The 15330-nt window shown below is 40.9% G+C and carries 14 protein-coding genes and 1 pseudogene; 3 read left to right on the forward strand and 12 right to left on the reverse strand.

All coding sequences use genetic code 11. The features are described 5' to 3' along the window. Window positions 1-255 precede the first annotated feature (255 nt). A complete protein-coding gene (locus NLP_RS18740) occupies window positions 256-1410 on the forward strand; it encodes a pyridoxal-phosphate-dependent aminotransferase family protein (RefSeq protein WP_104907708.1) in 1155 nt (384 codons plus the stop codon). A 340-nt stretch (window positions 1411-1750) separates the two neighbouring features. Here the strand turns inward: NLP_RS18740 and NLP_RS18745 are convergent, their stop codons facing one another. The 6 genes from NLP_RS18745 to petM form a co-directional block, all read right to left on the reverse strand. Further along, the gene (locus NLP_RS18745) at window positions 1751-1978 is read right to left on the reverse strand and encodes a DUF2949 domain-containing protein (protein WP_104907709.1); all 228 of its coding nucleotides are present in this window, start codon (window positions 1976-1978) and stop codon (window positions 1751-1753) included. Between the two features lie 510 nt (window positions 1979-2488). Continuing rightward, a complete protein-coding gene (locus NLP_RS18750; RefSeq protein ID WP_104907710.1) occupies window positions 2489-2995 on the reverse strand; it encodes a DUF192 domain-containing protein in 507 nt (168 codons plus the stop codon). Between the two features lie 153 nt (window positions 2996-3148). Then, window positions 3149-3835 carry a response regulator transcription factor NblR gene (gene nblR, locus NLP_RS18755; protein WP_104907711.1) on the reverse strand — a complete coding sequence of 229 codons (687 nt, stop codon included), beginning with the start codon at window positions 3833-3835 and terminating at the stop codon, window positions 3149-3151. A gap of 317 nt (window positions 3836-4152) precedes the next feature. Next, window positions 4153-5070: an NAD(+) kinase gene (locus NLP_RS18760; protein ID WP_104907712.1), complete on the reverse strand. Its 918-nt coding sequence runs from the start codon at window positions 5068-5070 to the stop codon at window positions 4153-4155. A 130-nt stretch (window positions 5071-5200) separates the two neighbouring features. Beyond that, complete coding sequence (locus tag NLP_RS18765; protein WP_104907713.1) at window positions 5201-6199, reverse strand: SDR family oxidoreductase; 999 nt, start codon at window positions 6197-6199, stop codon at window positions 5201-5203. A gap of 275 nt (window positions 6200-6474) precedes the next feature. Beyond that, window positions 6475-6579, reverse strand: a complete 105-nt coding sequence (gene petM, locus NLP_RS18770) for a cytochrome b6-f complex subunit PetM (protein WP_094344256.1) — start codon at window positions 6577-6579, stop codon at window positions 6475-6477. 206 nt (window positions 6580-6785) lie between these two features. On the opposite strand from petM, the gene pdxA reads away from it, so the two are divergent. Then, window positions 6786-7880, forward strand: a complete 1095-nt coding sequence (gene pdxA / locus NLP_RS18775) for a 4-hydroxythreonine-4-phosphate dehydrogenase PdxA (RefSeq protein ID WP_104907714.1) — start codon at window positions 6786-6788, stop codon at window positions 7878-7880. 112 nt (window positions 7881-7992) lie between these two features. Here pdxA and NLP_RS18780 read toward each other — a convergent pair whose 3' ends face one another. Further along, on the reverse strand, window positions 7993-8712 hold the full coding sequence (locus tag NLP_RS18780) for a response regulator transcription factor (protein WP_104909930.1): 720 nt from the start codon (window positions 8710-8712) through the stop codon (window positions 7993-7995). A gap of 1331 nt (window positions 8713-10043) precedes the next feature. Here NLP_RS18780 and NLP_RS18785 point away from each other — a divergent pair. After that, window positions 10044-10490: pseudogene (locus NLP_RS18785) on the forward strand (rhodanese-like domain-containing protein); the annotation flags it as partial. Window positions 10491-11093: 603 nt separating this feature from the next. Here the strand turns inward: NLP_RS18785 and NLP_RS18790 are convergent. From NLP_RS18790 to NLP_RS18810, 5 genes are all read right to left on the reverse strand, one after another. Continuing rightward, window positions 11094-11723: a ribonuclease D gene (locus NLP_RS18790; RefSeq protein WP_104907715.1), complete on the reverse strand. Its 630-nt coding sequence runs from the start codon at window positions 11721-11723 to the stop codon at window positions 11094-11096. An 89-nt stretch (window positions 11724-11812) separates the two neighbouring features. Further along, window positions 11813-12361, reverse strand: coding sequence for a CAP domain-containing protein (locus NLP_RS18795; RefSeq protein WP_104907716.1), 549 nt, complete (start codon window positions 12359-12361; stop codon window positions 11813-11815). Between the two features lie 410 nt (window positions 12362-12771). Next, window positions 12772-13302, reverse strand: coding sequence for a CAP domain-containing protein (locus NLP_RS18800; RefSeq protein ID WP_104907717.1), 531 nt, complete (start codon window positions 13300-13302; stop codon window positions 12772-12774). A 429-nt stretch (window positions 13303-13731) separates the two neighbouring features. After that, window positions 13732-14019: a hypothetical protein gene (locus NLP_RS18805; protein WP_104907718.1), complete on the reverse strand. Its 288-nt coding sequence runs from the start codon at window positions 14017-14019 to the stop codon at window positions 13732-13734. A gap of 134 nt (window positions 14020-14153) precedes the next feature. Further along, the gene (locus tag NLP_RS18810; protein ID WP_234016980.1) at window positions 14154-15311 is read right to left on the reverse strand and encodes a class I SAM-dependent methyltransferase; all 1158 of its coding nucleotides are present in this window, start codon (window positions 15309-15311) and stop codon (window positions 14154-14156) included. Window positions 15312-15330: the final 19 nt, after the last annotated feature.

Consider the following 15330-nt stretch of genomic DNA (forward strand, 5'->3'; position numbering starts at 1 on the left):
CTTAACCTGGCGTCTAGGTGTATGGTAAGATTGCCTGGAACAAAGGTTTTATCTGAATTGGAGTCTGGTATAAATTGCAAAGGTCAAGCTGACCGATCATTAACTCCCACGATACTTTTCCTATGAATTTGGAAAATATACAACAATACTGGTGACAATCTGAGTGGAATTTGTAGATGAACATCTAGAATTTGCGATCAGACTTAACCAACTTCCCACAATTTTGACTTTATATTTGACTTTTAGGATAGACACATGAACGATAAGCTGATGCTGATGATTCCAGGCCCTACACCGGTGCCAGAAGCTGCCTTACTGGCATTAGCCAAGCATCCGATTGGGCACCGTACTAATGAATTTAGCAACATCTTGGCAGAGGTGACAGAAAACCTCAAGTGGCTGCACCAAACTCAAAGTGATGTGCTGATGCTGAATGTCAGTGGTACGGGTGCTGTAGAAGCGGGAATAATTAATTTTCTCTCTCCAGGCGATCGCATTTTAGTTGGTTCTAATGGTAAATTTGGCGAACGCTGGGTAGAAGTTGGTCAAGCCTACGGTTTGAATGTAGAAGAAGTTAAGGTGGAATGGGGAAAACCCCTAGACCCCGCAGTATTTGCCGAAAAACTCCAAGCAGATACCCAAAAGCAAATCAAAGCTGTAATCATTACCCACAGCGAAACCTCTACGGGTGTGTTGAATAACCTAGAAAGCATTAACCGCCACGTTAAAGAACACGGTGAAGCTTTAATTATCGTTGATGCCGTCACGAGCTTGGGTGCATTCAATCTACCCGTGGATGCTTGGGGTTTGGATATAGTCGCCTCTGGTTCCCAAAAAGGTTATATGATTCCGCCAGGATTGGGTTTTGTCTCTGTCAGTCCCAAAGCTTGGGAAGCCTACAAAACTGCGAAGCTACCGAAATATTATTTGGATTTAGGCAAATATCGCAAAGCCACAGCCAAAAATACAACTCCATTTACTCCGCCTGTGAACTTGATCATAGCGTTACACACCACGTTGCGAATCATGAAAGAGGAAGGCTTGGAATCAATATTTGCTCGACATGAACGGCTCAAAAATGCTACTCGCACCGCCATTAAAGGATTAAATTTACCCTTGCTTGCAGCAGATAATTCCGCTAGTCCGGCGATTACGGCTGTAGCACCACAGGGAATTGAACCGGATAAGATTCGGTCATTGATGAAAAAACGCTTTGATATTGCTTTAGCCGGTGGTCAAGATCATTTGAGCAATAAAATTTTCCGTATTGGTCATTTGGGTTTTGTGAGCGATCGCGATATCCTTAGCTGTATAGCATCCTTAGAAGTTACCCTAACAGAACTTGGCTACGAAGACTTCACCCCTGGTTCTGGTATAGCAGCAGCAGTTAAAGTGTTTAGTCAGTCCTAAGTACTAAATCAAAAGAGCGAGTTGATAATTTAACTCGCTCTTTTAACTTATATATAGAGTAGAAACCGTCAGAGTCAAGAGAGCTATATATCAACCTTTGCATCAGATAGAGTTGATGTGACATACCTCAATCCTCCTAAATGACACCAAGTTGCCCTAGATAGTATTATTTGCTTTGAAGAAAGTCGTACTGTATCTTTAACACCAAACAAGACTAACTTTGGCAACTTAGTATCATCCCAAATTGGCATCAATAGTATTGTTTGAGATTCTGCTAATATGCATTTGGTAGAAACTTTTAAGCCAAAGTCTAAAATCTACAACCCAAAATTGCTATAACCTACGCCGTCTCCAGCCAATCATAAATTTGTTCTAATTGCTCTAGAGTAACTAACCCATATTGCCAAAGAATCATTGCCAAAGGGCCTGGGTCTTGCTCCCGATGCCGAAGCGCCACCGCTAGTGATGCTGTGGAAATTGCTAAATCTTCTTGCAAAAAATGAATCAGTCGAGAATATTTTGATGGTGACATTTGGATCTCACCTCCTTGTACAGAATGTATTGTCATATATCAGTTCACCATAACTCGGTAGACAGTAGCCAGTATTTCATTTGTCACTGTGCTGTTCTCGGCCATACACCCCAGCACTGTTTTTGTTAATCTGCCTTCAACAAAGGCTTCCCATAAAAGGTCTGAGAAATAAAAATTCTCACACAAATCATCTGCAAGCTTATTAAACAGTATTTTTACCTAATTAAATTGGCTTCATTTTATTTACCTTTGTATTTTATTTAATTACACAGGTAGTAATAAAGATTCCATAGCCTATACTCTCTTATTGGCGACTATTTACACTTGCGCCCAAGGGAATATTTTTGAGACCAAACCTGAAGACAGCGATTTCAGGGTTGAGACAGTAGAATTTTACATTATTACTACAGTTTTTAAATAGTAGCGTTACAAGTGCTATTTGACCACAGAAAGTGACATTTTTTACAGAAAAAACATATATTTCGACCGTATAGGCTCTTAACCGAGTAATTACTTAAGTTTTTATCCGTGCAAAGCACCGGAGTTTCAAAGCTCAATTTTGATTGTATCGCCCACTTTCAACTTCAATTCGGTAGCTCTTCCAGAGCGAAGTTCAATCACCTTATCAATTGGTGTATTGGAGCCATAGGTAGGACAAGGCTCACTTGCACAAGGAGGTGCAGCAACCTGAATATATTTAACTACACCTTTATGTAGAAATACCATGTCCAAGGGTACAGGTACATTCTTCATCCAAAAACTGACTGGTTGTGCTGAAGGGAACCCAAACAGCATTCCTCGGTCATCTGGCAAAGCTGACCGATACATCAACCCCATCGCTTGCTGTTGTGGCGTCTGCGCTACCTCCAATTGAATCGTTGTACCATTAGGCACAATGGCTTTAGCAGAAATTGGTAGTTTTTGACCTAAACTCTCTGGTGCTGGAGTTTTAGAATCAGAAGTGAGGCTAGGAGATTTAGCTGTTGTTGGCACAGAACAACCCATCAGAAAAATACTCAGCACTATCGAGAGCAAACTTAGCCGACGAGTCATATAGCTTTTCGATTTTGTAATTTAGACATCAATTTTACAGTGTTGTAGGCAAAAAAAACACTTTGGGTGGGAGACAACAGCACCCAAAGAAAGCATTCCCAATCTGAAACTGGGAACAAAGCAAGGAGATAGGCAAACTCCCGCTACAGTATACTAGGATTCTCTTAAAACGTACCCTACACCTCGCACTGTTTGAATGAGGCGCTTTTGACCTTCATCTTCGATTTTTAACCGCAAGTAACGGATATACACTTCAATTACATTCGACTCACCCAGAAAGTCATAACCCCAAACATTTTCTAGAATTTGTTCGCGGGTTAACACCTCACGGGGATGTTCCATTAAGAATTTTAATAATTCAAATTCCTTCATTGTCAAGTCAATTGGTCGCCCGTTGTGTATAGCACGGCGAGTTGCTATGTCTAAAATTAAATCCCCAAAGCGTAATTGCTCCGTGGTATCCACATCGGGTTTTAAGTAGAGGCGAATCAACTTCAAAAAGTCTTCTGAGCGGTAAGGTTTGAGGATGTAATCATCCGCTCCAGCTTCTAGACAAGCTACACGATCGTCAACTGTATCCCTTGCCATTAAAATCAATACAGGCGATCGCATACCAGTGCTTCTCATATTTTTGCACAATGAGAGTCCTGATTCTCCTGCCAACATCCGGTCTAAAACAATTAAAGCAGGCTGGCGATCGCGACAGTGTTGTAAACCACTCGTCGTATCATGAGCCAAAATTGATTCATAACCGGCTTCTTGCAAATCGCAAGAAAGCTGATTTGCTAGGCTCTCATCGGTTTCAATCACTAAAACACAGGGACTTTGAGCAGCTGTCATAACAATTTGGGATATTGGATTTGGGATTGTAAAGATATTCCAGAGAAAATCTTTACATCAGTTATAAAGTGCAATTACGAGCTTTTAATGATGTAGCAATCCTGATTTGACGCGCTGCTAGCGATGTTTTAGCACGTTCAGGTGTCAGCTATCGAATTCTCCGATGCAATCTTAATAACTAACTCCAAATTTCATCTCCATACCAGTAATTCTGCAAGGAAATCAGCAAATGGGGGCATGGGGTATGGGGCATAGGGAATAGGTTGATGAGGGCGATAAGGGAAAAGAATTAATAACCAATCCCCAATCCCCAATCCTTACGGCAATTCTACCGAAGTTGGTTTAGCGATATGTGGCAAACCCCAACCTAATTTTTCTCGTAAAATTCGGAAAAACTCAGGCGGTTGCAGCCGAAGAAATCGGGCACTATATTGCGATCGCTCCATATATACTCGATCTTCTGGTAATATATAGCACCCTCCATTCCCATCTACTACCATTACCAGCCGAGGGATATTGACTGGGTAGATATTGACCGATTCAGTATCTGGAAATACCAATGCTCTAGAAGCTAGGGAATGGGGACAAATTGGTACTAGCTGTAAAACAGGTACACCAGGAGTCACCACTGGGCCACCAGCACTCAATGAGTAAGCTGTAGAACCAGTAGGTGTAGAAACAATCACACCATCTGCGGCAATATCTACTGGTGCATGACGCCCTATGGCAATTTCAAAATGGCACATAGAGGTCAAAGGTTCCCGGTGTAGCACCATTTCATTCAAGCATAGGGCTTCCCATAGCACTGAATCATCCCGAAATACTTTGACAGTGAGCATAGCTCGTTCTTCAATTTCATACTCACCTGCCATCGCCTGTTCTAGCGCTTGGGGCAATTGATTCAGGAAAGTTTCTGTCAAAAATCCCATGTGTCCGGTATTTACTGTTAGTAGTGGAATACCACAAGGGGCTACTTGACGAGACGCTGCTAGAACAGTGCCGTCTCCCCCTAATACCACTGCAAACTCCATATCTGAGTCAAAACCAGGGGGTGTCAGACCGTCAATGGGGGTGTGGCACACAGGACTCTCCGGGTTAGGGTAGCCCAGTATCCCACCAATACTCGATGTGATACATACATTCCAACCGGCTGCGGTTAGCTTGTCTTTTAACTCGATAGCGACACGACCCGCTATCGGTTTAACGTCATTGTAGATAATGCCTGCTTTCGGCACACTCAAATATCCAAGTTTAGGCGATGCTCTGTATTATGTAATCGTTACACATTTTTGGTCATGTAGTCATTAATCTAGAGTTAAATATCTAGAGTTTAGAGTTTAACGACTAATGTCTGTTTTGTGATGACTATTGACTGTTGGCTTTTGAAGATTGCTTAAAAGGAGTTTTTTTAGGTTTCTGTTTTTTATTTTTATTTTTCTGGTAGTCTACTTCTTTGAGTTTCTTCATTATTCGGCTGAAGTACTCTTGGAGATAACTTTCTAGGGTTGTGGTTTGTTGCGGATCTAAACCAAAAACTGTATATACTTCATCCATTGAAGCGTTTAACTGTTTTCCACTAGCTAATACTTCTGTAAACGCTAGCCTGTCTGCTACGTTCCATCCCCACTGAAAGAAACGCATTATGCCCCGCACAGCACGCAGCAAAGTTATTGGCATCCGCGTTACTCTGGCATCTTTTCCAGATAAGCGTTCGCACAGGTTGATAATTTCTTCTGCACTCCATGCACGAGTACCGACTACAGGAAAAGCTTGGTTTCGCGTTTCTGGTACACTCAATGCTCGGATTGCAAACTTAGCAATGTCCTGAGTGTCCATATAGGCGATGGGAGAAGAATTACCTGTTACCCAAACTGGCTGTCCTTCCAAAATGGGAATCCCATACTGACCGATTAAACCTTGCATAAACCCAGCTAGTCGCAAGATGGTATAATTCAAGCCTGACTCAGCCAAGAATAGTTCTGTACACCGCTTAATTTCCATTAGCGGCACTTCTGGGTATTTATCAGCATCTAAAATTGAAAAGAAGATAAAGCGCTCGATACCCGCTGCAATTGCTGCTTGAATCAATGCTACTTTGCCTTCCCAGTCTACTTGTTTGATACTCAGTGAATCTGTAGGGCGAGATGTTGATGCATCAATAACTTGGGTTACGCCTTCCAATGCTTCCGCTAGGGTGTCGGGGTAACGCAAATTTCCGGGTACGAGTTCTGCACCCCATTCTTTAAGAAAAGCTGCTTTTTTACTGCTGCGGACAAGACAACGTACTTTATATCCCTCATCGATAGCACGACGAGCCACTTGTCTTCCTAAGGTGCCAGTGGCACCGACGATTAATAATGTCATGAGGGTTGTAATAAATTTTAATGTTTTATGAAAAGAATGTTATCAGAATAACCTATGCAAACAAAAGTTTACATCTTTTCTCAGAAAATCAATTTATTTGGATAGGGCTATGGGAAAATAGCTGTCCGGTTAACGGACAGGCTTTTTTCTCATTTCGATGAAAAAGTTAGTAGGGAATGGGGAAGGTGGGGCCCCCTCTGGGGATAAGGGGTAATGGGGAGTAGGGAGAATAATAACTCTTAACTCTTAACTCCTAACTCAGCATTCAGCACTAATTATTCTTCTGTGCCCTGAATTTTCAGTAACAACGCGCCTAAGCCCCAGCCCACGAAGATTAAACCGAAAGATAATAGAGCTGCATTCAAAATTTCGCCGCCCATTGGTGTGATTCTCCTTATGCAAAGTGGTGTGTAAACTAGGTCTACCAGAAGCTTTTCAATAGTTGCTGTAGGATTAGACCTGTGTAAATAATTTTAAACTAGTTTAGCAGGTAATCCCTACTGGTTCGGGGGGCAATCCCTACTGTCATCAGAAGGGAGATCGGTAAATTGGGAAACTTTAATGATAATAATTATGAAGAGATTTTATGTATCCAAATAATCAAGGTAGTTTAAGAAATTTTCTGAAAGAAAATCGTCCGCGTTTAGCGCTGACGCTGGGAGATCCGGCGGGGATTGGGCCGGAGGTGATTTTGAAAGCTTTAGCTGATACAGAAATTCGTAAAAAATATGACGTGACAGTAGTGGGTAACGAGGATTTGCTCGCACAGATGTATCACAAACTGAATTTAACTGAGAATTTAGTAGCTTTAGCAAATCCAGATGATTTGTCAGTCAGCGATGTACAGTTGGATGAAAAAATTAAAGATCGAATTATTTCAGGAATAGGTAATGCAGCCAGTGGTGCGGCTAGTTTTGCATATATGGAATATGCGATCGCTCAAACACTGGCTGGTGAATTTGATGGTATTGTCACAGGGCCGATCGCTAAATCTGCTTGGAAAGCCGCAGGGTACAATTATCCAGGGCAAACGGAACTTTTAGGACAAAAATCAGGTGTTGACCGTTTTGGGATGTTATTCGTAGCGCGATCGCCCCATACTGGTTGGACACTCCGCGCTTTACTTGCAACCACACATATTCCCCTACGTCAAGTAGCTGATGTGTTGACACCGCAGTTGTTGACACAAAAACTGGATTTGCTGGTGGAGTGCTTGGAGAAAGATTTTGGTATATATAGAGGGAGAATTGCGATCGCCGGGTTAAATCCCCACAGTGGGGAACAGGGACAACTTGGACATGAAGAACAAGATTGGTTAATTCCCTGGTTAGAGCAAGAGCGACAAAAGCGACCACAATTGCAACTAGATGGGCCAATACCGCCAGATACAATGTGGGTTAAACCTGGTCAAGCTTGGTATGGAAATTCTTTAGTACAAAATCCCGCTGATGCCTACTTGGCACTTTACCACGACCAAGGCTTAATTCCAGTGAAGCTGATGGCGTTTGATCGGGCAGTTAATACTTCTATTGGTCTTCCTTTCGTTCGGACTTCACCCGATCACGGAACAGCGTTTGATATTGCGGGTAAAGGAATTGCTGATGCTACGAGTATGAAAGCAGCGATACATTTAGCAGCTGAGTTGGTTAGTCAAAGATTGGCTAAGAAAAATAATGAATAGTCTTTAAAGTACAGCTTTGCTGAAAATAGTCAAGACACGACCAAATCAGTTCCCAATATGGTTCAAAGCATTTCTTTCTTATTTCAGTGTTGTTTGTAACTCTGTGGTTGCCTTAAAAACTAGTATTCTCATCGGGCGCTTCAAACTTGTAACCGTAGCCTCGCACAGTTTTAATAAACTCCGGGATGCTAGGATCGACTTCCATCTTTTTGCGAAGCTGACCAATATGCACGTCAACCACCCGGCCATCTCCTACGTAGTCGCAACCCCAGATTTGTTGGATTAGTTGTGGACGACTCCAAGCCTGATTAGGATGACTTGCCAAAAAATGTAAGATATTAAATTCCAACGCTGTTAAGGCAAGCATTTTATCATTAAGTGTTACTTCCCGGCCCTCTGGATTAATTACTAGTTGCTTGAAAACGATACGTTGTGTTGGGGAGGGATTGATGTAGCGTATCCGCCTCAAAAGAGCTTCTACTCTAACTTCAACTTCTGCAAGACTAAAAGGTTTAGTCATGAAATCATCAGCACCTGCGCTTAAGATTTTAATTTTATCAGCCTCGTCAGTCCTACTAGTCAGTATCAGCACTAAGACATTAGTACGACTCTGCATTTCTTGGCAAAGGTTATAACCAGTAACATCCGGCAAATTCCAATCCAGAATTACTAGAGCTGGGTTGAATTGCTCAAACAACGATAAGGCAGTCCTACCATCTGCTGCTGACTCTATTTGATATTTTCGGCTTAAAAAACGATATACAAGATTTCGGACGCCGAAGTCGTCATCAACGATCAGAATTTTGGGAGTAGTAGCAGTAACCATAACCATAATGCTGTCTATTGTAGATTGGGCGATTCGCTGTTGCGCCAGTTTTACTTTACGTGTTTCTGTTGAGAGTGTATTCACGCGCTTCTCTACTGAGTACCATCGCTACTGTAGTACTTGTGTACATTTAATTTCCATGAAGCTTATGACAACCTCAGCCATTGTCATGCCGATAAAATTTATAATTATTGCATGATTCTTGCATAATTTTAAATTTGCATTGTATAATATTAAATGTTTTTGCATTTTGGATAAGTGTAATTAAAACCCATCTCCGTAACCGCAAATAGTCAAAAGACACATCCAAAAGCGACGGCAATTGCTACAACTTTAAAAGAGTAACGCACTCCCTGATTAATTAGGTCTCTACAAAGGCTCACAAACTAACTTATCAGCCAATCTAGATTCTTAACTCCTACTTACTCGACTGTACTATAACCAATAGGTATGTTCTCTTGAAGAAGGTCTACGAAAATCTACCCTGGTGCATTTACATGTAGCTGTCCTCTTAAGCATATACTATACTACAAGTTTCAGCCTAGAGACTATGACAAGCCAAGGACTGAAAGCATCCCCAGAAGGTATATAGGGCAGTAAAACCAGCTTTAACAGACAAAAGCAACAGCAAAAAGAATTGCTCTATAGCAATCCTAAATGAGATTATGAAAATTTTTGTTGTGGTCGTCCTTGGTCATTTGTCAAGAGTCATTTGTGATTACAAAGGACAAATGACTAATGACAGCCAACTCCAAAAATATTTCACAAATGATTTAGGACTGCTCTAGCAATATTATGATGTCAATAAATTGCTGGTAGCTTGCCTCAATAGTGCTGCTGACAGCAGAATTCAGAATGGGCTACGCCCCGCTGCGCTAACAGAAGTAAAACACCCTTTATATCTGGTTAACAGATTTAGCTTGTGTACCTCATAAACTTCTAATCTGCTGTACATAACTCTACAAGCGTGGCAGGAGATTGAGGAGACATTATTATTAGCGATCGCTCATATTAAAAAGGACTGTATTCATCGCTAAATATTCCTCATTTTAAACTAATATTTTTCTCTATTAATGAGAAATTTAGTAAAATTAAAAATATCTAAATGACTAAAATGTCAAAAACATAAACTATAAATATATTCAATTATATTTATAGTAAATCTGGTCTACCTATACTCTCAAATGGCATTATTTACAATTGATTAATTGGTAGAATTTCTGGAAAGTACTTAGTCTATCTGAGGAGAGAGTTTGAGGATATTCATACCAAAGAAAGATCAATTAAATATCTTCAGTTCGCTAAATTACTATTAATATCGTCAGTAAGGAAAAATTATGGTTAATAATTTAGCAGGTGGCGTCATTCCCCCACAGCCACCAATAGAAGCACAAACTGATGCTCATGTCCTAAAGACTCGTTTGGAATGGGGCGAACCAGCTTTTACAATCCTAGATGTACGCGATCGCCCGACCTATAATCAAGGTCACATTATGGGGGCAATGCCAATGCCAGCAGATGAATTGGTAGAGCGCGCAGTACCCTCTTTGGATAAGAGCCGTGATATTTACGTTTACGGTGCCAACGAAGAAGAAAGTGCCCAAGCCGCACAACAACTGCGTTCTAATGGATTTGAGCATGTCTCCCAACTTAAAGGTGGTCTTGCAGCATGGAAGGCGATCGGTGGCCCAACAGAAGGCATTGTTGAATCAACAACTCCCCCAGGTGCAGATGACTATAATGTCGTAGATCGGCTAAAAACTCACCAAGAGCTTCAGCAAAAGGGTGGTATTAGCGCGACCGAAGCCGTTAAACAGGGAGTTAGTAACCTCAAGGAAGGCATTAAAGAGGGAGCCAGTAACCTTAAAGAAAACATTAAAGAGGGAGCCAGTAATCTCAAAGAAAACGTTCAAGAAGGATCTAGTAACCTCAAAGAAAATGTTCAAGAGGGAGCCAGTAATCTCAAAGAAAATGTTCAAGAGGGAGCTAGTAACCTTAAAGAAAATGTTCAAGAGGGAGCTAGTAACCTCAAAGAAGGCATTAGTGAATCTAAAACTCCTAGAGACACTGAATAATTCCAAGATTGGATCTTAGGCAAAAAATAACTTAGAAAGTTAGCGAATAGACCTCTTGTATAAATCAAGCATAAGAACCCCACTCTGCCTTTGACTAACGTCAAAGTTTCTCCTCTTTGATAGCGAAGAGAGGTTAGGGGTGGGGTGTTAGAAAATTTTCCAAGAGGTCTAATCTCAATTTTTCATGAGCAGAAAAGTCACAATTCACAAATGGAGCCAGAGACTCCGAAGCTCCGATCAGAAGACAGAATATTCTGTATAGTGATATTTGTCCTCTAGATCAATAACTTTTGCAATAGGTTTACGGTTTGATCAGTGTTCAAACAAATCCTTAAATTGCAATAAATCTAAAGAAACTATCGTTGGTAGAAATTCAAAACATTCTTGAGCAATTTGCCAGCGTTCTTCTCGTTTAAGCATTTGTATTAGCTTCTGCTGCACACTAAGTAAGTAGCGCACATCATTGGCAGCATAACTTAGTTGAGTTTCAGATAGGCTCACGGCGTTACCCCAATCGGAACTTTGAGAGCTTTTATCTAGTTCCACTTGTTCTAACTCTTGTACCACATCTTTGAGTCCGTGGCGATTTGTGTAAGTACGGGCTAATTTACTGGCAATTTTGGTGCAAAAAATCGGCCCTACCTGAATCTTCAAATTGGCTCGCAAAGTGGCCAAGTCAAATCTAGCAAAGTGAAACACTTTCACAACATTGACTGCTTCCAAGAGTTTTTTTAAGTTGGGGGCGTCAATTTGTCCTTTGGCTATGCGGATTGCAGTGACTTTCCCTTCAAGATTGCACAACTGGACGAGACATAAGCGATCGCGCAACGGTAGCAATCCCATCGTTTCTGTATCAACTGCGATCGCTGTAGATTCTAAATACTGGCTAAGGGCTGCGTCACTGAGGTCGCGATCGCTCACCTGAAAATCTGGTAATGTCATCAATTGTTCAAAAATAATAGCAGTGTCCAGCAGAAAAAAGTCTTGTCAGACACTACATTATTATTGTGCAAAAAAATCATAAATTATATCTATCTAGTGCGAAAAAACATCTGTGTCAGGTAGACTTCGCCTTGGTTATTAGTAGCAACACCAATTCCAGTCAGGTTATAATTTCCTTTAAGATTCTTTAGGTGTCCGGGACTTTTGATCCAACCAGTAACAGCTTCCTCTACGGGGTTGCTATATCCCCGGTTAAAAGCAACATTTTCTGCTGCACTGTTGTAGCGAATCGGGATAGCTTTGACTCGCCCTTCAAATCCCTGATGGCTAAATGGGGTTTTACCTTTAGCCATATTTTGACTATGAATTCTTGCCTGTCGAGTTAAATTTGGATTTAAGGTCAACTTTGGCAGCCCTTTAGAAGCCCGATATCGATTAATTTGGTCAAATACTGATTTTTCTAGCTCAGTAGTTTTAAAAGTAGGAGTCGATATTGCAACCTGACTAGAAAAAAGCGACAACAGCTTATTACGGGTGGATGTATTCGTAGAAATATGATTTGGTATCGGAGCAGTCGTTAATCCACTAGCAAGGACAAGCGCACTTAAAGCGATGCCAAAAGCAGTTTGTCGGAACATGGAGAATTGCGTAATGTGTAGAGATATAAGACTTCTACTCTACCCTATTGTTCCGAGAATACATACCACAATACTATTAAGTAATGATGAATTTCGGCAATTTGGCTGCATCCTTTACAAGTAACACAAACAATCATTTGCAATTGTCTGTATTTCAATAGGTCAGCTTCATGAAAATCACGGTTAATTTTGCTAATAATTTCAGATTTTCATGAAATATCTCGCAAAAGCTTTGCTGACAGGTTGAAGTCTGGGAAATTTGAGAAAAAACCTAAATTTTCTCAAATTTAACGCTGCATGCAATCTTTACTCAAACTTCATTTCTCAGTCCTTGCTTTCAAAGCCTTTCTCTTTACCGGAGAAAAGAATGGAAGTGAGGTCAGCATATTAAGTTGCACATTGCGTCAAACTTATGAGCGAATGAACATTTGTGTGAAGTAGATTGCGCCTTGACTGTTTTTGGCGACACCAATCCCCGTCAGATTATAATTACCTCTGATATTAGCAAGATGCCCTGGACTTTTAAGCCAGCCTTGAACAGCTATTGTGGCAGGATCGCTATATCCCTGGTTGTAAGCGACATTTTCACCAGCTGCTCTGTAAGAAATACGGGTTGCTTTAACACGTTCTGAAAATCCAGTATGTCCAAAGGGAACTGTACCATTAGCCATGTTCTGACTGTGAATCCTAACTTGATTATCGATGGCAGCATTACGAGTCAGTGCTGATAGCCCTTGGGAAATTCTGTAGTTATTAATTTGGTTAAAAATCGACTGTTCTAGAGCAGCAGTGTCGATGCTAGATGCTGCAATTTTTACAGTACTATTTGATACATTTGAAACCATTGGCGTGAAAGCTGGATTTGTTACAGGAGTAGCGATCGCTCCACTACTGAGAATAATAGTGCCTAAAGCAACGCTGTAAATTATTGGTTTAATCATTTGCTGGAAGTAAAGTTTTAGACAATGTAACTAACTAATATCAATGTGACAAATTGCTTATAGGTCTATATAGCTTTATTTGTGGGCTTTTTTGTTCCAAAACTACCAGCAAACGTTTAAATGCACAATTTTACGGATATATCGTACTATTTAATCAATAATCGTTTTCTACCATTAGTATTATTTTTTGTATCCACATTCCGCATTTAGCTGTCATATAGTAGTGTAATTACTAGATTTTTTTGAATTTTTTAGTTTTAAATTATGCTTATCTACCTTCAAAATTCAGCTATTTTACTGTTTTTAAGTATATTTAATAGCTTTTTCCACGTACAAAAAGCAGTAAAAACCGATTGTGACAGTTGAATATACGGAATGTAGAATATAAATAGGCTAGAATTATTTAGCAAAATATCTGCGTGATTTAAACTAGCTTTGGTTGAGAGTTTCTAACTCTTCCTGTACCACGCGCAGCACCCGTGCAATATATTCTGCACGCCACTGTTCCCGTTCTTTAGTTACTTTGGCATCCGGCTCGTAAGCTTCAATCTCACTAGCTGATAAAATACCTTTCACCTCTAGCAACCGTTCAATGGTGTCTAGCCGCTCATGTAGCACGGACACCTCACCAGTCAAAGCCATAACGATCGCTAACAATTTATCAGTTTGCGGATTTTCTAAGTAAACAGGTCGTTTACCCTTGGCTATTTTTGTCATCCTAATACCAATTCTCCAAAAATAAGACTAGACATACAAAACGAGGAAAGCCAGATAAAATCTGACTTTCTCAATTACGAATTACGTTAGCGTAGCAGGCCATAGCCCATTACGAATTACGAAACTTTCTCTGCTTACTTAGTTGCAGCAACCACAAACCAAGTGCCTTGGGTGGCTGAGTTCCGATTTTGAAACATACCATTAGTTTCTTTTGCTTTCCATGCCCCATTCGGGACAAATTTCTCGAATGTCTTATCTGCTGCAAAACCAGCCTCAGTAACTAGCGGCACTAAATCTAAATCACGTACAGCACTCCAGAAGGGTTCGTTGTTGTTAACAGTTTCCCAATCAGAAATAAACTGTCTATAAACATCCATGTGATGATACAGGGGTGCTTCTAGATGAATCATCATGCCACCGGGAGCCAGTAGACGATAAGACTCTTGCATAACTTTACGCACAGATGACGGGGGAATTTCATGCAGCAAAATATGAGAAACCACTAAGTCAAATGATTCATCGGGGAAGTTAGTGCGTTCGGCATTTTGCTGAGAGAAGTGTACCCGTTTTCCCAAGCCTTCGGCTCTTGCATGAGCATAACGCAGTATAGATGCACCTATATCTATGGCATGGACTTCTGCATCTGAGAAACCATCGACATAAGGTAATGTGCTATTACCAATAGAACATCCCATATCGAGGATTTTTCTCGGTCGAAAGTTGGGAAACTCTGCTAAAAGATAGTTTTGGACTATAGATAGCCCCAGATCATCGTTGAGCGGCCCCAACCAACCGAGTCCATAAACGTAAGCGCCGCGATCGTAGGTTGCACCGGCTGCGACATCATCAGCAGTGAATTCACTGTGATATCCTCCGGGCATACAGTGAATGTCTACAGCCTTTTGAAAGTTAGTATTTGAAAAATTTGGATCAGGGGTTAGAGTACCCAGTTCACCGCCCTTATCTTTGGCACGCTCTATCAACTCTGGCAGTTTTTTGTCAACGTGGCATTTTACAGAATCCCTTACCATTTCCTGGTAATAACGCTTCAGGGCACTAGTCCAGCGGTAATAGGGTTCGTGCTGCATGACTTCCCGAATTTCATAACGATTCTGGGGAGGGCGCTGATGTGCTTGTTCAAACTTCGGCTTGGCTAGTTTTTCATAAACTTCTTTATTACCAGGAAGGATATTCTTGAAAATGTGCATTTTCATAGTTTGCACAAAGCTTTGGCGTGCCAACTCGTCGTGAGTGGGTTGCGGTAACATTGCGTGTTGGAATTGTTGATCCATTATTGTTTTCTCCCAAATA

The sequence above is a fragment of the Nostoc sp. 'Lobaria pulmonaria (5183) cyanobiont' genome (assembly GCF_002949795.1).
Taxonomy (GTDB): Bacteria; Cyanobacteriota; Cyanobacteriia; order Cyanobacteriales; family Nostocaceae; genus Nostoc.